Genomic DNA, 17,798 nt, shown 5'->3' on the forward strand with positions numbered 1-17,798 from the left:
GGAACAGAGATTGTGCTACATAGTACTAGAGATATTGCAAAAAAAAGAAAAACGAACAACCAGTGTTTCAGGTTCACCCTCTTTAACGGAACAAAGGACGCAATCCAATCTTCTTGAAGTGCGCCCTTCCCTGAAATAACATTATTTTATTTTTCATAACCCTTTTTATTGTACTTAAATAATTTAATAGAATTTCCCACTATTCAAATCTATTAAATCCCCCAAAGAAATGGACGATTTAAATTGTTCGCCATATTCACCATCTCGAGTTTGTTTGTCATATTTATATGAAATATTTGAAGAAAGGCCCCTTTTCTGGATAACTCGAAGTCAAGATAATCTAAAATAATTGATACTTATTTAGGAATTAAGTTTACGGTGACTTATTATAAGGTTAGTTATCATGAGCTTTTTTCCTAGGCTTTTTCATTAACACTGTAAAAGCAATCCATATATTTAAGGGTAGCCATATTCCAAACGTAATCCAATTAGAAAACCAGTCCACGTATGGATCCAAGTGGTTTTTGAGCAATATATCTAATCCCGAATAACTCATAAATGATGTAAAAATAAGAGTTAAAACAACTAAATTGTTTTCAAAAATCCTGTGAGATAGGTTCTTTTCCTTACCATATTCAATGTTTTGCTTTTCAATATCATCTCGTAATTCTCTCACAAAGTAATCAACCTTATTAAGAAGACTGCTAGTACCGGAGAGTATCTCAATTTTGTTATATATAGTCTTCGGACTCCCTTCGGATTGGAACATTACATCACTGTCATATTTAAGCCTTATATGATTTAGCTCACTTTTCACTCGATTATATTGATTAATTTCTCCATATTCACCTGAAGAAATATTATTTAGCAAATTTCTTAAATAAGCTTTTTTCAGCAAAACCAACTCATAAAAACCTATAATATCAGCTATCATTTTACAGAGTATTCTTGAATAAACTTTTTTGTATTCTAAATCATAAGTTCCATTAGCTCTAAACATATCTTCCGATTCTACTAAACTTTTCCTAGTTGAATTTTCTAGTTCTTTAGATTCAATACTTAAAATGTTAGACACGTCATTACAAAAATAACTAAAAGATTTAGTATTATACACTTTTCCTTCCTCTAAAATAGAATCTAATTTCGAAGTGCTATATTTGTTTACTAATGCTTCACTGGAATTATTAAGGAGTTTAACATACTGTAATTTATTCCTTTCAACAAATTGATCATGGATTTCTTGGTGGTCGTCTTCATTAATTATTATCCAGCCAATAGAACTAACTCCTTCCTCCAAGTTGTCTTTAACGCCCCCCCAAACTTCAATATTTTCTATGTAAACATTGACGATCTCATCTATGCTCGCACTCTTTCCTTTATTGTAATCATTAGGTAAAACACGTTCATTGTCTTTATTCACTTTAAGAGCATAATCCAGTATCCTGTATTCCTTCTTTCTAACAGGAAATTTCACATTATCTAAGGAGAAATAACTAGGAACCTCTTCTTTTGCTATCTGATCGGTTTGATGTTTAATTTGTATATATAGACTCATTATGCCAGATTTATGAATACTTACTTGCACTATTGGAGTAACTAATTGCCCCTCATACCAACCTAAAAATGGTAACAATGTAAAACGCTCATAATTACTTTGATTGAAACTATTCGACAAATACTCTCTGTATGTATTCTCAAAACTTTCATCCATATAAGTTGCCTCGTCATAAAAATTCTGTTCATATAGAAATAGTCCTTTACTGTGCTTATTGATTGCTGCAATGTAATAATCCTCATCCACACCAAATGTTTCTATAAAATCTCTCCACTTCTGCCTATCACTTTCAGCGTCTACCCTCACCCCTATTCCTTTATCTATAGTCTCATTTCCTCTTTCTAAAAAATATGCGTGTGTTTTTGTGTCTAAATATGATTCAAACCTTTTATTACCATGTCCTCTTTCTTTACTTGAGTCTATAAAGCTTAAAAAAGCTCGAGAATACTTTATGTTCTGAATAATCTCTGAATATTGTTCTTTATTATAATTAAATACTCTATATATGTTAATTACTCGAGTAGTCACAAAATTCCCCCTGTGCAGTATTAATTATTTTATTAGCATTCCTAATTGATTACTTACAAGTATTCAATAATAATAGCGTATCACCTTTTACATATTATGGGGGATAAAAAATATAGAACCTTTGTTCTTTTGGTGCGCAATAACTTTTAGGTAGAGAAACGAAATTTATCAGTATTAAATCGACATATGTTCTAAAGCCACCTCTTCTGTATCAACATCTCCAAAGTACTTCACCAACATATTAAATTGTAAGCAATATGTTCTCAAAATTAGTAACGAATAACTTTTTATCGACATAATACGTTTGCCATGCTTCTGATAGGAACATCTTATATCACTCTCCAAAACTATGAATCTTAATTTCATTATGTTTCTGGAGATGAATTCCTATATTTATTTTTTTTTTGAGAATAAGAAATATAAATTCCATTTACGATTCCCCTACTCTTATCCATTTTTTGTAATCAATTATTGATTAACAGAACACACGTTCGTATAATGCTTGTAAGGACGGTGATTAGTTTGAGGTTTCCTTACTACACAACCACAATTCTAGAAGACCTAATAACTCAGTGGTATAAAAAACACAAGTTTACAGAGCCAAATGATTTAAATGTTTACAACATTGGATCAGAGTCACAAATCTTTGTGACTTGTAGACCTACTCAAGCTAGTTACATGAAAGTAGGGAAGTTTCAAGAAATTGTCTTGGATAGTCGCCTGCCATATATACAACAACGAGAGCAATTTTTCCATGAGCTTTGCCATGCTGTAAGACATGCAGGACGCCAATCTATCATGCCACATCCTTTTTACGAACTTCAGGAGAGAGATGCTAGGCACTTTACTCTTTATGCCTCACTTCCCACCCATATGATTAATGAATATAACTTTGCTAACCCTGCAATTGTTGACCAGTTGTCACGTGATTTTATGATTCCAAAGAACGTTTGCATGGAACGTTTAGAAAAAATTAAGAGTCGAATTGTACCATCTTTTAGATCTCCATTCTTTAATATGAAAAAGGAGGGATAAATATGGCTAATTTCCGAAAAAGAGGTAGTAGATGGTACTTTCAAATATATACCGGTATAGATCCATCCACCGGGAAAAAGAAATTCACATCTAAAGGAGGGTTTAAGACTAAAAAGGAAGCTCAGATGGCTGCAGTTGAAGTAGAAAAGGAAGTATATGAAAACACATATGTTCAAGAACAGAATATTACCTTTCAAGAATTTACTGTAGAGTGGATTAACACTTATCGTGAAACCGCTAAAATTAGTTCTGTGAGAAACCGACAGCAAAACTTGGATCACTTAAATAGATTTTTTGGAGATAAAAAAATAAAAGATATCACGCGCAAACAGTATCAAGCCATGCTTGCTTCGCTGCATAATGCAGGCTATGCGTTTAATACTTTGGATGGTATTCATGCAACAGGGAGAATGGTTTTTAGGAAAGCTGTGGAATTTAACATAATTAAGGACAGTCCTTGCGACTTTGCAAAAATTCCACGCAAAGTGGAAACCGTTGAGGAGGTAGAAAGCAGTAAAGGTGAAATTAAATTTATGGAAAAAGAAGAACTTATTCGTTTTCTTAATGCTGCCAAGGAAAGTGGCATTGATAAAGACTACCCCATGTTTCTGACACTTGCTTATAGTGGGTTACGAGTAGGTGAACTGATCGCATTAAAATGGTCGGATATAGATATGGATAAAAAAACCTTAAGAGTAACCAAAACATATTACAACCCCAACAATAATACAAAAGAATACCAATTATTGACCCCTAAAACTAAAGGATCAATAAGAACGCTAAAAATGGACGTTGGAGTTATTGAGGTCCTCAAAAAACACAAGGGACACCAGGATGATCTCATTGAAAAAATGAAGAACGAATATACTCAACTGGATTTTGTTTTTGCTAAGGAAGTTAAGAACCTTGGATACCCTGAATTCTTAAAGACCGTAAACACCCATATGAGACGTTTATTAAAAATTAGTGGTATCGATAAGGAACTTACCCCTCACTCCTTACGCCACACCCACACCTCTCTATTAATTGAAGCAGGAGTAGGAGTTAAGGAAATTCAACAACGATTAGGGCATGGAGACATAAATACAACCATGAATATTTACGCTCATATCACTGAAAACATGGAAGAAAAATCCTCTCAAAAGTTCAGTGAACTCATGAGAGGATTTTTGGATATTTAATATTATCACGAAAGTTTTTTAGTTTTACACATCAATGCTAAAGCAGATTCCATGGCTTCAAAGGATCGCTGAACTATTAATGTTTTTACTTAACAAGCCAAAATCAGAAATGCCTCCAGCCTTCAGTAATGAGTTTCAACTTATGAATATCAACTATTTCTTGGTAATAATCTTTATAAGCTTTAGGGTAAACATTCTTATTGGAATCAATAACAACAATATTACGACCTTGGTCAACTTCAAAAGATGCTCTTTGTAAATTATCATTAACATTGGTCACCCGTATCAACTTAATAGCATTAGCATTAATAGTACTTCCTCCCTGATTCATTTAGTAATTAATAAGGAATGACGTACGAAAAGCAGTAGAAGCATAAAAGCCTCTCAAAAGTTCGGTGAACTCATGAGAGGCTTTAGATAATTCATAGGGTTTTAAGAGAAGTATGTCAAAAGTATGTCATTTTGACTTTATGGGTGAAGCTAAACCCTTGATATCAAGGGTCATGGGGGCATGATTACATCATGCCGCCCATACCGCCCATGCCACCCATGTCAGGCATGCCGCCGCCAGCGCCGTTATCTTCTTCTGGAAGATCAGCGACTACCGCTTCAGTTGTCAAGAACATAGCGGCTACGGAAGCTGCGTTTTGAAGCGCAGAACGTGTCACTTTCGTTGGGTCAACGATTCCTTGTTCAACCATGTTCACCCATTCGCCGGACGCTGCGTTGAAGCCTACGCCGACTTCTTCGCCTTTCAGATGCTCAACGATGATGGATCCTTCAAGACCCGCGTTGTGAACGATTTGGCGAACTGGCTCTTCAAGCGCACGAAGAACGATGCTTGCACCTGTTGCTTCGTCGTCTGATAGATCAAGGCCTTGGACAGAGTTGATGATGTTAACTAAAGCTGTACCACCACCAGCAACGATGCCTTCTTCTACAGCTGCTCGTGTAGAGTTTAGGGCGTCTTCGATGCGTAGTTTACGCTCTTTCAATTCAGTTTCTGTCGCTGCTCCTACTTTGATAACAGCTACGCCGCCAGAAAGTTTCGCAAGGCGCTCTTGTAGTTTTTCTTTGTCGAATTCAGAAGAAGTTTCTTCTGCTTGGGCACGGATTTGAGCGACACGGGAAGAGATCTGCTCAGGGTTTCCAGCACCTTCGACAATCGTTGTGTTTTCTTTTGTGATGACTGCTTTAGACGCGCGTCCAAGCTGGTCGATCGTTGTATTCTTCAAGTCAAGTCCAAGATCTTCAGTGATGACTTGGCCGCCCGTTAATGTGGCGATATCTTCAAGCATCGCTTTACGACGGTCACCAAAGCCAGGAGCTTTAACAGCTACGGCATTGAATGTACCACGAAGTTTATTCACAACAAGTGTTGCAAGTGCTTCGCCTTCAACGTCTTCAGAGATCAATAGAAGTGGCTTGGATTGTTGAACCACTTGTTCAAGAACAGGAAGGACTTCCTGGATGTTGTTGATCTTCTTGTCTGTAATAAGAATATAAGGATCTTCAAGAACCGCTTCCATCTTATCCTGGTCTGTAACCATGTATGGAGAAGCATAGCCGCGGTCAAACTGCATACCTTCAACCACTTCTAGTTCTGTGTTGAATCCTTTAGATTCTTCGATTGTAATAACGCCGTCGTTGCCTACACGCTCCATAGCTTCAGCAATCAGCTGGCCAACTTCATCGTCAGCAGCAGAGATGCTTGCTACTTGCGCGATTGAATCACGGCCTTCGATCGGTTTGGAGATTTTACGAAGTTCTTCTGTTGCTACGGCAGTTGCCTGTTCGATTCCACGACGGATTCCAACTGGGTTCGCACCAGAGGTTACGTTTTTAAGACCTTCACGGATCATCGCTTGTGCTAGAACGGTTGCTGTAGTTGTACCGTCACCAGCAACATCGTTTGTTTTTGAAGCAACTTCGGATACAAGCTGTGCACCCATATTTTCGAAGTGATCTTCTAGTTCAATTTCTTTCGCGATGGTTACCCCGTCGTTTGTGATTAGTGGGGAACCGAATTTCTTATCTAGAACCACGTTACGTCCTTTTGGTCCAAGTGTTACTTTTACAGCATCTGCTAATGTATCTACACCGCGCAGCATAGAGCGGCGTGCGTCTTCACTAAATTTAATTTCTTTAGCCATTTTATAATGCCCTCCTTATTAAAATCGTATCTCTAAGTATTCTTATAGAAAAAGTGACTACTGGATGACAGCAAGTACATCAGACTCGCGAAGAATCAAGTATTCGCTGCCTTCATACTTCACTTCTGTACCCGCAAATTTAGAATAGATGACACGGTCTCCCTGAGCAACTTCCAATGCGACTTTCTCACCGTTATCTGTTACGCGGCCTGTGCCGACAGCAACGACTTTACCTTCCAGTGGCTTTTCTTTCGCAGAGTCTGGAAGTACGATTCCGCTCGCAGTAGTTTGTTCTTCTTCAACTAGTTCAATAACAATACGATCACCAAGTGGCTTTAACAATTAGGACACCCTCCTTGATATGGTTCTATCAATTTTTTGTCGGTTATTAGCACTCTCCGTTAGTGAGTGCTAACACAATTATTATAATAATCAATTCACTCTCGTTTTTCAAGTAGAAACTATAGAATTTTTACACTTCTTTTTTCGACAAAATTCTTACAGTAACCCTTATTCCTTACGTCTGGTTTTGAAACTGTGATAGAATACATAAAGTATGTATATTGAAGGATTTAAATGGTATTTATAAAAGGAGTCGTGCCTTTATGCCAAAATATTATTGGTACATTATCGTGACCTATATTGTGACACAGCTCTCAGCGTTGATTGCTACACCTGTGATGATGTGGGCGGGGATGCCCCGCTTCGATGCGATTGCCATCTGGTCTGTTTTCAGTTTTACAGTGGCAACCCTCATTATTCTGCTTTTACTGCGCAACAATGAACCGGACACCATGGTGCGTGAGGAGAATAAAGCCGGTCCGGGAAAAGTGGTCCTCTGGTCGATTGCTGGTGTCTTTCTAGCGTTGTTCGCTCAAGCGATTGCTGCAAGTATTGAACGTGAATGGTTCGGCGTATCGCCAGGATCCGAAAATACAATGGGATTGATGGAAATCGCCCGTGAATCTCCGTTGTTCATCCTGCTTCCTGTCGTGTTCGCGCCGATTACGGAAGAGATTATTTTCCGTAAAATTATATTCGGTTCGATTTATAAACGGACGAATTTTTGGTTGGCTGTCCTCGTGTCTGCTTTAGTCTTCGGAGCCTTCCATTTCGATTTCAGTCACATGTTAGTGTACTTCTCCATGGGAGTCGTGTTCGCCTTCCTATATGTCAAAACAAAACGAATTATTACACCAATCGTGGCTCATATGGCGATGAACTCATTTGTTGTCATTTCACAGTACTTCCTCACAGAGGAAGATATCCGTCGGATGCAGGAACAGCTGGAGACCATCTTTATTGGAGGCTTTTTATAATTATGAGAACATCACCCTTATTCATGGCTTTTCTTTACATGATGATGGGCATTGCGTTCACCTATATTGCTGCCCAGGCGGCTGAAGAAACGGTTTGGAATGCGATGACCATCATCCTGGCCATTGTTGCGACGTTCAATATTGCCGTTTCGATCCGGCTATACAATTTACATCATAAGATTAAGAATGCGAAGAAAAAGTAGCAGCCGCTCTATATGTAAACGTCGCTAAAATAAAAAAGCAGGTCCTTTCGAATGGACCTGCTTTTTTTATGCTTCTTTTTCCACTTCTTCGTCGTCCTGGACTCCCTTCAAGATGAATGAAAACGGGATCGCTATGATGAGCACGACTGCAGACACGAGAAAGGCTTCATTTAACGTCTGCAATGTGGCTGCCTGCATATCGATATCCGGATTCGCCGACACCTGTGCTCGTCTTACTTCATAATAAATGGAGAAAAAGACAATCCCAAGTGAGGAGGAGATCTGCCTGATGATGTTGTTCATTGCTGATCCTTGGGCAACGAGATGGTCCGGGATACTATTCATACCAGATGTCGTTGCCGGCATGTTCCCCATCCCCATGCCAAGACCTCTCACTGTATTTAACAGTAAAATCAGCCAGTACGGTGTGGACAATTGCAAAAAGCTGAGAGCAATTGTGGCTAAAGCCATAATCGTAAGCCCTGGGGGGACGACGTATTTGGGCCCTTTTTTATCAAGGAGTCGGCCACCGATCGACATAAATATTCCACTAGCAGCGGCCGCCGGCAAGAACAATAACCCTGTCATCACTTCATTGAGGCCGTAGACATTCTGGATTAACAAAGGCAATAAAAAGATACCTGAAAACAGCCCGATCGAAGCAGCAGATGTGACTAAAATGGATACTGAATAGGTAGGCACTTTGAAAACTGATACATTCAGCAGTGGATCATCCTGCTTGTTTTCATAAAAGACAAAACTGACAAGGGCAAGGATTCCTATAATGATCAAGGTCACATTGAAAGGATCAAAAAGAGCCTCGAGTGTTTTTCCTCTTCCAAGTGCAAACAGCACCGAGCCAATACCTGTAGCTATAATAAGGAAGCCGATGAAATCAAACCGTTTTGATGGATCCGTTTCCGTACGTTCCAGGAATTTATAGGAAAGAACCAGCCCTGTGAGTCCAAACGGTACATTAAAGGCAAACAGCCATGGCCATTCGAAGTATTGAATGAGAAAACCACCGATCGTCGGTCCAACCGCAGGAGCGACCATTGCCGCTACCCCGTAGACACCAACAGCAAGTCCCCTCTCATTTCGTGGAAAAGAATTAAAGATAAGTGCCATGGCAATCGGCATCATCAACCCTCCGGCCATCCCTTGAATGGCACGAGATAAAATAACCATGGCGAGGGTGGTGGAAAAGAACCCAAGGGTTGAACCAATCAGGAATATGCATAAGCCAACTAGATAGACCTTTTTCTTCCCAAACCGGTCACCAAAATAGCCGGTGAGCGGCATCGTCATCCCCATCGATACCATGAAGATCGTTAGAATCCATCCCACAGCGACGGCATTGGATTCGAAGATCTCTATAAACCTCGGTAAAATAGGGTTCAACATACTATTATTGAGAATTACAGTGAAGGTTCCAAACAAAACAGAAACAACAACGAGCCATTTATTCGGCAGTTTACTCATGGCTTCCTCCTCCCTTTTCTTCGATACACGAACTATTATTTACTATACCACTTGTCTCTCCCTCTAACCATGATCGCGCACCTGCTTTCTCTCCCTGCAGAAGTTTAAAGGGATCCTCTTCGCAAAACCCATAATAGCAGCAAACGGCACATTTAAATCCGTTGAAAGCTTGAATTAAAAGAGTGGGCAGAAAAAAAGGATGCCGTCACACAGCATCCTCTTGTTTACTCTTCTTCCTCTATATTTTCTTCGTCCAATGGATAATGCTTCAGGAAATAGACAAGCGCCTGAAGTTCGATAGCAAGGTCGATATGGTGGACACGCACATCGGAAGGTACACTAATTCTCGCAGGAGTAAAATTTAGGATCCCCGAGATACCTGCTTTCACAAGTCGATCAGCAATCCCTTGCGCAGCTGAGGACGGCACAGTAAGGATAGCTACGGAAATACCTCCAAGCTTTTCTTCTAAATGGTCAATATGCTCAACATCTACCCCGCCGACTTCTGTACCGACCCTTTCCTCATTCGCATCAAAAGCGATCTCAATTTTCGTGTTATTATTTTTCATAAAGTTGTAATTCAAAAAAGCTGTTCCCAGGTTTCCGACTCCGATTAAAGCCACACGTGTCGTTTCATCCTGGTCGAGTGTTTTCCGGAAAAAGGACAGCAGGTATTCCACATTGTAGCCATATCCTTTTTTTCCAAGAGCCCCGAAGTAAGAAAAATCACGGCGGATGGTTGCTGAATCGACTTTGACTGCTTCACTTAATTCTTTTGAGGAGACGCGTAATTTCCCTTGCGTATGAAGATTATTTAAAAAGCGATAATAGAGCGGCAGCCGCTTCGCTGTCGCCTGGGGAATTTTCGTTTGTTCTATATCCATAGCATCTGACTCCTTTACCGGTCTATTCTACTGTAGTCACCGTTCTTGCCACCGGTCTTTTCCTTAAGATATGTCGGACCGATGACCATCCCTTTATCTATAGCTTTGCACATATCATAAACGGTTAAGGCTGTGGCTGAAGCGGCCGTTAGCGCTTCCATTTCCACCCCTGTACTCCCTTTCGTTTTCACAGAAACCTCTATTAATAATGTAGGCTTTTCTTCAAGTTTCCAATCAAAGGAAACGTCAATCCCTTTGAGGGACAATGGGTGACACATCGGAATCCAGTCGGAGGTGTTCTTCGCTGCCATGATGCCGGCTACCTGCGCAACAGAAAGCACATCCCCTTTTCCAATTTCATGATGGGTGATTTTCCGGTAAATCTCTTCGTCCACTTCGATACTTGTGACTGCGACAGCCGTCCGTACAGACTCCTTCTTGTCAGAAATATCGACCATACGGGCACGCCCTTGATCATTGAAATGAGTGAACTCTGCCATTTTCGCCTACCCCTTTTTGTTGAAGATCGTTAAGTACTGATTGAAACACTACTCTTATTCTATCAAAAAATCAAACGATAGTCGTTAAAGATTTCACATACTTGGAGGGCATTCTGTTGCTAGGGGATGTGTCTATGAGATACACTGATTTTATTGAGGTGAAACGACATGATTCTCATGCAATTAAACCAATTGACGAAGCGTTTTGGCGCAGAGTTAATTTTATCGAATATCAAATTGGAAGTTCAAATGAATGACCGGATTGCTATCGTGGGTCGTAACGGGGCGGGAAAATCGACCCTGCTCAAAATCATGGCCGGCGAAATGAGTCACGATTCGGGAGATATCTTCAAACCAAAAGAAACAACCATCGGATATTTAGCACAAAATACTGGACTTGAGTCCGGAGAAACAATTTGGAATGAGATGGAGAAAGTATTTACCTACCTGAAGGACTTGGAGAAAGAACTTCGCTCCATGGAAGTGCAAATGGCCGATCCGGGTCTGTTGGAAGATCAGAAACGCTACCAGCAGCTGCTTGCTGATTATGACCGAAAACAGGAATATTTCAAAACAGCAGGCGGCTATCAGTACGAAGCCGATATTAGGGCCGTACTGAATGGCCTGAATTTCAAAAACATCAGCTGGAATACCTCCATTAACTCTTTGAGCGGTGGTCAGAAAACCCGTCTGGCTTTAGGGAAGCTTTTGCTGACAAATCCTGATGTTCTGATCCTTGACGAGCCGACCAACCACTTGGACATTGATACACTAAGTTGGCTGGAGAGCTACCTGCAGGGCTACCAGGGAGCGGTTGTAATCGTTTCCCACGACCGCTATTTTCTCGACAAGATTGTGAATACAGTCTATGAAGTGGCCTTTCAATCTTCAAAGAAATATCACGGAAATTACAGTGATTACTTGAAGAAGAAGGAAGCAGACTACGAACATGAACTCAAGCGTTTTGAGAAACAGCAGGAAGAGATCAAGCGGATGGAGGATTTCATCCAAAAGAACATTGTCCGTGCGACGACAAGTAAACGAGCCCAGAGTCGGAGAAAGCAACTGGAGAAAATGGATAAGCTTGAAAAGCCAAAAGACGATAACCAATCAGCAAAATTCAGCTTTCAGACGGCCAAACGAAGCGGAAATGATGTGTTGAAGCTACGCAATTATGCTTTCCGCTATGACGACAGTAAAGATTACCTTTTTGAACACTTGTCCCTTGATCTCAGCCGGGGCGATTCTGTCGCTCTTGTCGGACCAAACGGTGTTGGAAAAACAACTTTATTGAAGTCAATCATCGGTGATTTGGAGGCATCTAAAGGGGAAAAACTGATAGGGACGAACGTACAAATAGGGTATTATGATCAGGAACAGACCAAGTTGGATTCAAAGAAAACGGTTCTGAATGAACTGTGGGATGATTACCCAATGAAAAACGAAAAAGATATCCGCACCATCCTCGGCAACTTTCTTTTTTCCGGTGAAGATGTACTAAAACCAGTATCCGCTCTTAGTGGCGGGGAAAAAGCCCGGTTATCGCTTGCCAAATTAATGATGAAGGAAGCTAACTTCTTAATTCTAGACGAGCCGACCAACCACCTGGATCTAGACAGTAAAGAAGTATTGGAAGCGGCACTTGTGGATTATCCGGGAACTCTTCTTTTCGTTTCTCATGACCGTTATTTTATCAACAAGATTGCCACACAGGTGATAGAGATGAACCCAGAGAAAACCCGGCTTTTCCTTGGAGATTACGACTACTATGTAAATAAGAAACAAGAAGAAGCTGAGCTTGCCCAACTCGAAGAAGCCGAACGACTGCAGAACGAACCACAGCCACAGGATTATGCTGTGAAGAACAGCTTTGAAGAAGATAAAGCAGCCAAGCGGGAAGAACGAAGAAAGATCCGAAGAATAGCAGAAATCGAAACAGAAATCGAAGCGTTGGAAGAGAAGCTCGAAGAAAATGAAAAACTGCTGTGCGACCCTGAGGTTTATCAAGATCACGAGAAATCACTTGAAATTACAGAAGACAACGACCAAATCCAAAAACAACTGGAAGCACTCATGGAAGAATGGGAAACCCTCCACGAATCCTGACTTCCAAAAACAGGTGTACCAGGTCATCCAGAAATTGGATGACCTGGTACACTATTTTCTTCCAAATGTATAAAGGTGTATGAATAGGTATTTATTGTCCACATAGTTTTCAACAGGTGAACACCGTTTTTTACAGTTCTCAACAGGGTTATGCACATTATCCACAAAAACAGCAGATGTTATCCACATTTTTGGGACCGTTTTCTTTACTATTTCTACTTATCCACCTTTATTTTGTCCACTGTATGTTTATACACATGTGGATAGGACTCCTTTCCTTTATCCTCTTCACTTATTCACACCCCGTTAAAACGGCAAAAGCTCCCCTTATATAAAAGGAGAGCTTTGCACGTACATGCACTCATCAAGACACTGATTCACTTTTTCCTTGAGCCAAAAAGTTCAAGATCGAGGCCTGGATTAGCGTTTAAACCCCACTCTGCACGGTGTCCTTGATTGTAAGCAACGGCACCGGCAGCCGCGATCATCGCTGCATTATCCGTACATAACTCCAATGGCGGAATTAGGAGTTCTGCCTTACTATCCTGGAATTTTTCCTTTAAAGCTGCACGTAAACCTTTGTTAGCAGCTACACCACCAGCGACAATGATCTGTTTGACACCATATGCTTCAGCTGCTAGGAAGGCTTTGGTGGACAAGACATCCACAACGCTTGCCTGAAAACTTGCAGCCACATCTTCTGGCTTCAAATATTCCCCTCTCTGCTTCGCTTTATGAAGACGATTGATGACAGCTGACTTCAATCCGCTGAAACTGAAGTCGTAGGAGGCCTCTTCAAGCCATGCCCGAGGAAAATCAATCGTCTCTTCCCCTTCCTGAGCAAGGCGGTCGATCTCAGGACCACCGGGATAAGGAAGTTTAAGGGTACGCGCCACTTTATCATACGCTTCCCCTGCAGCGTCGTCCCTGGTTTCGCCGATGATTTCAAATGAGCCATGCTCCCGCATAAGAACAAGTTCTGTATGCCCTCCTGAAACCACTAAGGATAGCAATGGAAACTCAAATTCTTTCTCTAAACGGTTCGCATAAATGTGACCTGCGATATGGTGGACTCCAACTAGCGGCTTCTGTTTGGCGAATGCAATGGACTTAGCCGCATTAACGCCTACAAGAAGAGCCCCAACAAGACCCGGTCCCTCTGTGACCGTAATGGCATCCATATCATCGAGGGTCATTCCTGCATCCTCAAGCGCTTCTTCCAGTGTAATCGTGATTTGTTCAATATGGTGCCTTGAGGCAATTTCCGGAACAACACCACCGAATCGTTTATGACTCTCAATTTGAGAAGCCACCACATTTGTGATTAGTTCTGTTTCGTTTTTGACAATCGCGACGGCTGTTTCATCACAGCTTGTTTCAATCGCTAAAATGTATTGATCTTGCTTCATTTTAATCCCACCCACATAACTAACGCATCTTCTCCATTGTCCGTATAGTACCTTTTGCGAATGCCTCCAGGTACCATTCCGAACTTCCGGTACATATGCTGCGCGGCTGTATTAGAAACTCTTACTTCAAGCGACAGCTGGATCGCCCCATGCTCAATCGCTTCCTTACATGTATGCCGAAACAATCGCTCTCCATATTTATTCCCACGTTGCTCCGGATGAATGGCAATGTTTGTGATATGGGCCTCATCAATAATCAGCCACAAACCACAATACCCAATGATTCTCCCCTCTTTTTCCACTACATAATAATGGGCATACGGGTTATCATCTATTTCCTTATGAAACGTATCAGCTGACCATGGCACGGCAAATGAAGCCTCCTCCACAGCCATCACTCCCTCAACATCGTCAATCGTCATCTTTCTGATTATCGCCATCTTACTTTTTCTCCTGCTGCTCCAGCCACTTCGCTTCAGCTTCAGGAATGCGCAAGTAGTTCGGCACAAGCTCATGAAGAGGACAGGGTTCTTTTTCTGCGCTTATTGTAGCAATAATTGCCGGACGTGCATATTGATATGGGGCCCCAGGTATGAACGCACTTTCACCAAGGACCTCTTCAATCGTCTCCTTATGGACAGCAAGATCCTGACTTAGAAATAGAATAGGAGCCTCCAACTCCTTCAGTTGATGCAGCCATTCTTCCATCAACACATTCGTCTCTTCTTTTTCAAGCTTCATATCAGACCTGTACAATCCTGTGTAGACAAGACCTCTTCTTGCATCAAAGAATGGACAGACATACCCCTGGAAAAAAGCGCCCTGCCTGGCTACAGCCTCTAAGCTGGACACACCAACAACAGGTATTCCTAGCGACCATGCCATTGTTTTTGCGGTCGTCAAACCAATACGGACACCTGTGTAAGATCCTGGGCCATGTGCAACGGCTATCCTGTCCAAATCTTCTGGCTTCATCCCTGTCTCTTTCATCACTTGATCAATAGCCGGCATCAACCTGATGGAGTGGTTCTTTTTGATATTCGTGATGTATTCACCAGCTACAGCCCCATCCCTCATGACGGCTACGCCCATGACATAATTCGATGTATCAATCGCCAGTATATTCATCCTAAAATCTCCTTACATAGTTCCTCAAAATGGTCGGATGAGGCTTCCATTATTAATAAACGTGTCGAGTCATCCATATAACGAATCGTGATGTCTAAGCGTTCTTTTGGTAAAAACTCCTCAATGAATTGGGCCCATTCCACGACCGTTACCCCATCTCCATCGAAATACTCGTCAAAACCGAGATCTTCATCACTATCTTCCAGACGGTAAACATCCATATGATAAAAAGGCACACGTCCTTGATATTCTTTCATAATTGTAAAGGTTGGACTATTGATGGTCCTTTTCACGCCAAGACCTTTTCCAAGTCCTTTCGTGAACGTCGTCTTCCCTGCACCCAAATCTCCTTCTAATGTAAGTACATCGCCAGGCCGCAGTCGTTCACCAAGCTGCTCAGCTACCCTCTGTGTTTCTTCAACGGATGAACTCTTCCATTCAAATACAGCCATTTACTCACCCTCTCCCGTCAGATGTGTATAACCGGAAGGCTTCAAGACTTCCCATTGTTGTTTTTTGTAAATTTTAACGACTCCAGATGATCCTTGTTTTACGTTCACCTGGCCGATTTTTGTTACTGGAATGCCTGTCCTCTCAGCTGCTTCTTTTACTGAGATCCATTCTGCTTCGGATACAGTGCCTAAGAGTTCAAAATCTTCGCCACCGGACAAACCCCATTCTTCATATTGATCTGGATAGCTTATCCGAATTTGCTTAGAAAAAGGAAGAGATTCCAAGTCCATATGGAGATCAACATCCGATGCTTCCGCAATTTCATTGGCTTCATTTGCTATACCGTCACTCACATCATTCAGAGCTACCCTTTCAAGCTCTTCCAATTGCTCGGCAAACTCTACCCTAGGGGTTGGCTCTCGATGTCGTTCAATGAGATATGTAATGTCTTCCGTGGCCCCTTTTCCATCATTCAAAAGCCATTCTAGTCCAGCTCTAGAGTCCCCTAATGTCCCCGTAACGAACAGAATATCTCCTGGTTTTGCGACAGAGCGATAGCGTGCTTTTTCCTTAGGAACAGACCCTATCACAGTAACTGTCAACGAAAGTTCCCGGCCAGACACCGTGTCACCACCGATTAAGTCCATTTTATAGCGGGAAGCCAATTGATTCATCCCATCATATAAAACTTCCAATTCTTCCTGTTGCCAATTCGGAGGAATGGTAATCGAAACCATGTAAAACAGGGGAGTACTCCCCATAGCTGCTAAATCACTCAAATTGGCGGCCAGAACTCGATAACCTATATGAGCAGGCTCCATCGTCTCTCTTGAAAAGTGAACCCCCTCGACCATCGTATCTACTGCCGTAACTATATCCCTGTCAGTCGGACGAAAGACAGCTGCATCATCATCGATTCCTTTAATTAAAGAAGATTGTTGATAGTATTCCGGTTGGATCGATCGAATAAATGAAAACTCATCCATGTGTATGTCCCTTTCTCTTATGGCTGCTTCCGGCAAGACAACCGGAATCCAACTCATCGTATAATAGCTAGTATCCCTATTATACCAAGAGAAGGGAAGATATAAAAAAATCCATAATAAAAGCCTTAGGAAAACATCCTAAGGCTGAAAGTTTAATTTTAAGTAGTGGCGGTCCGGACGGGACTCGAACCCGCGACCTCCTGCGTGACAGGCAGGCATTCTAACCAACTGAACTACCGGACCATTTTTTATAAAAAAAAAGAAAGGTACTATCATTAAATTTGGTTGCGGGGACAGGATTTGAACCTGTGACCTCCGGGTTATGAGCCCGACGAGCTACCAGACTGCTCTACCCCGCGATAATGTGGGAAATGAATGTACTCCCATAATAAACTGTTAACCTTAATCTAAAGAAAGAATGGCTCCAACGGTAGGATTCGAACCTACGACCGATCGGTTAACAGCCGATTGCTCTACCACTGAGCTACGTTGGAATAATTTTAAATATTCCAATGCTGCAAGAAGGAAAGAGTATCAATGTGGCGGCGTCCTACTCTCACGGGGGTAAACCCGACTACCATCGGCGCTGAAGAGCTTAACTGCTGTGTTCGGCATGGGAACAGGTGTGACCTCTTCGCCTTCACCACCACATCAATATAAAGTTTGAGGTAAACCCTCAAAACTGGATAAGGAAACATTCAAGAATGAAAAAGGAAGAGTCTTTTCACGAACGATATTGATCAGATAGATAAGTCATCGATCCATTAGTATCCGTCAGCTCCACGTGTCACCACGCTTCCACCTCGGACCTATCAACCTCATCGTCTCTGAGGGATCTTATTTGCTTAAAGCAAAGGGAAATCTCATCTCAAGGGG

The 17,798-nt window shown here is 41.5% G+C and carries 16 protein-coding genes, 3 tRNA genes and 2 rRNA genes; 5 read left to right on the forward strand and 16 right to left on the reverse strand.

Going from position 1 to position 17,798, the window contains the following annotated elements:
• Positions 1-394: 394 nt before the first annotated feature.
• Positions 395-2,083, reverse strand: a complete 1,689-nt coding sequence (locus BLW54_RS19435) for a hypothetical protein (protein WP_074736366.1) — start codon at positions 2,081-2,083, stop codon at positions 395-397.
• A gap of 522 nt (positions 2,084-2,605) precedes the next feature.
• On the opposite strand from BLW54_RS19435, the gene BLW54_RS19440 reads away from it, so the two are divergent.
• Both BLW54_RS19440 and BLW54_RS19445 read left to right on the forward strand, forming a co-directional pair.
• Complete coding sequence (locus BLW54_RS19440) at positions 2,606-3,118, forward strand: ImmA/IrrE family metallo-endopeptidase (RefSeq protein ID WP_074736368.1); 513 nt, start codon at positions 2,606-2,608, stop codon at positions 3,116-3,118.
• A 2-nt stretch (positions 3,119-3,120) separates the two neighbouring features.
• The gene (locus BLW54_RS19445; protein WP_074736370.1) at positions 3,121-4,299 is read left to right on the forward strand and encodes a site-specific integrase; all 1,179 of its coding nucleotides are present in this window, start codon (positions 3,121-3,123) and stop codon (positions 4,297-4,299) included.
• Positions 4,300-4,814: 515 nt separating this feature from the next.
• On the opposite strand, the gene groL is transcribed toward BLW54_RS19445, so the two are convergent.
• Together groL and groES are read right to left on the reverse strand one after the other, a co-directional pair.
• Positions 4,815-6,452, reverse strand: coding sequence for a chaperonin GroEL (gene groL, locus BLW54_RS19450; protein ID WP_035507883.1), 1,638 nt, complete (start codon positions 6,450-6,452; stop codon positions 4,815-4,817).
• 57 nt (positions 6,453-6,509) lie between these two features.
• A complete protein-coding gene (groES, locus tag BLW54_RS19455) occupies positions 6,510-6,794 on the reverse strand; it encodes a co-chaperone GroES (protein WP_035507881.1) in 285 nt (94 codons plus the stop codon).
• 263 nt (positions 6,795-7,057) lie between these two features.
• On the opposite strand from groES, the gene BLW54_RS19460 reads away from it, so the two are divergent.
• Together BLW54_RS19460 and BLW54_RS19465 are read left to right on the forward strand one after the other, a co-directional pair.
• Entirely contained in the window at positions 7,058-7,771 is a 714-nt protein-coding gene (locus BLW54_RS19460) for a CPBP family intramembrane glutamic endopeptidase (RefSeq protein WP_035507879.1), read from the forward strand.
• 2 nt (positions 7,772-7,773) lie between these two features.
• Positions 7,774-7,974, forward strand: a complete 201-nt coding sequence (locus BLW54_RS19465; RefSeq protein WP_035507878.1) for a YdiK family protein — start codon at positions 7,774-7,776, stop codon at positions 7,972-7,974.
• Between the two features lie 66 nt (positions 7,975-8,040).
• Here BLW54_RS19465 and BLW54_RS19470 read toward each other — a convergent pair whose 3' ends face one another.
• The 3 genes from BLW54_RS19470 to moaC form a co-directional block, all read right to left on the reverse strand.
• Positions 8,041-9,456, reverse strand: a complete 1,416-nt coding sequence (locus BLW54_RS19470; protein ID WP_074736372.1) for an MDR family MFS transporter — start codon at positions 9,454-9,456, stop codon at positions 8,041-8,043.
• Positions 9,457-9,680: 224 nt separating this feature from the next.
• A complete protein-coding gene (locus BLW54_RS19475) occupies positions 9,681-10,340 on the reverse strand; it encodes a redox-sensing transcriptional repressor Rex (protein ID WP_035507874.1) in 660 nt (219 codons plus the stop codon).
• A gap of 14 nt (positions 10,341-10,354) precedes the next feature.
• Positions 10,355-10,840, reverse strand: coding sequence for a cyclic pyranopterin monophosphate synthase MoaC (moaC, locus tag BLW54_RS19480; protein WP_035507873.1), 486 nt, complete (start codon positions 10,838-10,840; stop codon positions 10,355-10,357).
• Between the two features lie 168 nt (positions 10,841-11,008).
• Here moaC and BLW54_RS19485 point away from each other — a divergent pair, with 168 nt between their 5' ends.
• Complete coding sequence (locus tag BLW54_RS19485; RefSeq protein ID WP_074736374.1) at positions 11,009-12,946, forward strand: ABC-F family ATP-binding cassette domain-containing protein; 1,938 nt, start codon at positions 11,009-11,011, stop codon at positions 12,944-12,946.
• A gap of 377 nt (positions 12,947-13,323) precedes the next feature.
• Here BLW54_RS19485 and tsaD read toward each other — a convergent pair whose 3' ends face one another.
• The 10 genes from tsaD to BLW54_RS19535 all read right to left on the reverse strand — a co-directional run.
• Complete coding sequence (gene tsaD, locus BLW54_RS19490; RefSeq protein ID WP_035507869.1) at positions 13,324-14,355, reverse strand: tRNA (adenosine(37)-N6)-threonylcarbamoyltransferase complex transferase subunit TsaD; 1,032 nt, start codon at positions 14,353-14,355, stop codon at positions 13,324-13,326.
• Complete coding sequence (rimI, locus tag BLW54_RS19495; protein ID WP_035507868.1) at positions 14,352-14,795, reverse strand: ribosomal protein S18-alanine N-acetyltransferase; 444 nt, start codon at positions 14,793-14,795, stop codon at positions 14,352-14,354. The genes tsaD and rimI overlap by 4 nt, the downstream gene beginning before the upstream one ends.
• A gap of 1 nt (position 14,796) precedes the next feature.
• Positions 14,797-15,483 carry a tRNA (adenosine(37)-N6)-threonylcarbamoyltransferase complex dimerization subunit type 1 TsaB gene (gene tsaB, locus BLW54_RS19500; RefSeq protein WP_035507866.1) on the reverse strand — a complete coding sequence of 229 codons (687 nt, stop codon included), beginning with the start codon at positions 15,481-15,483 and terminating at the stop codon, positions 14,797-14,799.
• Positions 15,480-15,935, reverse strand: a complete 456-nt coding sequence (gene tsaE / locus BLW54_RS19505; RefSeq protein ID WP_074736376.1) for a tRNA (adenosine(37)-N6)-threonylcarbamoyltransferase complex ATPase subunit type 1 TsaE — start codon at positions 15,933-15,935, stop codon at positions 15,480-15,482. The genes tsaB and tsaE overlap by 4 nt, the downstream gene beginning before the upstream one ends.
• Positions 15,936-16,979: a thiamine-phosphate kinase gene (gene thiL, locus BLW54_RS19510; RefSeq protein ID WP_341853322.1), complete on the reverse strand. Its 1,044-nt coding sequence runs from the start codon at positions 16,977-16,979 to the stop codon at positions 15,936-15,938.
• 109 nt (positions 16,980-17,088) lie between these two features.
• Positions 17,089-17,165 (reverse strand) — tRNA-Asp (locus tag BLW54_RS19515).
• Positions 17,166-17,204: 39 nt separating this feature from the next.
• Positions 17,205-17,281, reverse strand: a tRNA-Met gene (locus BLW54_RS19520).
• 60 nt (positions 17,282-17,341) lie between these two features.
• Positions 17,342-17,416, reverse strand: a tRNA-Asn gene (locus tag BLW54_RS19525).
• Between the two features lie 43 nt (positions 17,417-17,459).
• A 5S ribosomal RNA gene (gene rrf, locus BLW54_RS19530) occupies positions 17,460-17,573 on the reverse strand.
• Between the two features lie 93 nt (positions 17,574-17,666).
• Positions 17,667-17,798: ribosomal RNA gene (locus tag BLW54_RS19535) — 23S ribosomal RNA — on the reverse strand; the annotation flags it as partial.

Origin of the sequence: Halobacillus karajensis, assembly GCF_900108515.1 — a bacterium.
GTDB lineage: Bacteria > Bacillota > Bacilli > Bacillales > Halobacillaceae > Halobacillus > Halobacillus karajensis.

What these genes read in the sequence shown, in the direction of transcription:
- groL (WP_035507883.1), bottom strand. Translation starts at nt 6,452, where the DNA reads ATGGCTAAAGAAATTAAATTTAGTGAAGACGCACGCCGCTCTATGCTG.
- tsaE (WP_074736376.1), bottom strand. Translation starts at nt 15,935, where the DNA reads ATGGCTGTATTTGAATGGAAGAGTTCATCCGTTGAAGAAACACAGAGG.
- BLW54_RS19465 (WP_035507878.1), top strand. Translation starts at nt 7,774, where the DNA reads ATGAGAACATCACCCTTATTCATGGCTTTTCTTTACATGATGATGGGC.
- rimI (WP_035507868.1), bottom strand. Translation starts at nt 14,795, where the DNA reads ATGGCGATAATCAGAAAGATGACGATTGACGATGTTGAGGGAGTGATG.
- BLW54_RS19475 (WP_035507874.1), bottom strand. Translation starts at nt 10,340, where the DNA reads ATGGATATAGAACAAACGAAAATTCCCCAGGCGACAGCGAAGCGGCTG.
- BLW54_RS19445 (WP_074736370.1), top strand. Translation starts at nt 3,121, where the DNA reads ATGGCTAATTTCCGAAAAAGAGGTAGTAGATGGTACTTTCAAATATAT.
- thiL (WP_341853322.1), bottom strand. Translation starts at nt 16,979, where the DNA reads ATGAGTTGGATTCCGGTTGTCTTGCCGGAAGCAGCCATAAGAGAAAGG.
- tsaB (WP_035507866.1), bottom strand. Translation starts at nt 15,483, where the DNA reads ATGAATATACTGGCGATTGATACATCGAATTATGTCATGGGCGTAGCC.
- tsaD (WP_035507869.1), bottom strand. Translation starts at nt 14,355, where the DNA reads ATGAAGCAAGATCAATACATTTTAGCGATTGAAACAAGCTGTGATGAA.
- BLW54_RS19485 (WP_074736374.1), top strand. Translation starts at nt 11,009, where the DNA reads ATGATTCTCATGCAATTAAACCAATTGACGAAGCGTTTTGGCGCAGAG.
- BLW54_RS19470 (WP_074736372.1), bottom strand. Translation starts at nt 9,456, where the DNA reads ATGAGTAAACTGCCGAATAAATGGCTCGTTGTTGTTTCTGTTTTGTTT.
- BLW54_RS19460 (WP_035507879.1), top strand. Translation starts at nt 7,058, where the DNA reads ATGCCAAAATATTATTGGTACATTATCGTGACCTATATTGTGACACAG.
- moaC (WP_035507873.1), bottom strand. Translation starts at nt 10,840, where the DNA reads ATGGCAGAGTTCACTCATTTCAATGATCAAGGGCGTGCCCGTATGGTC.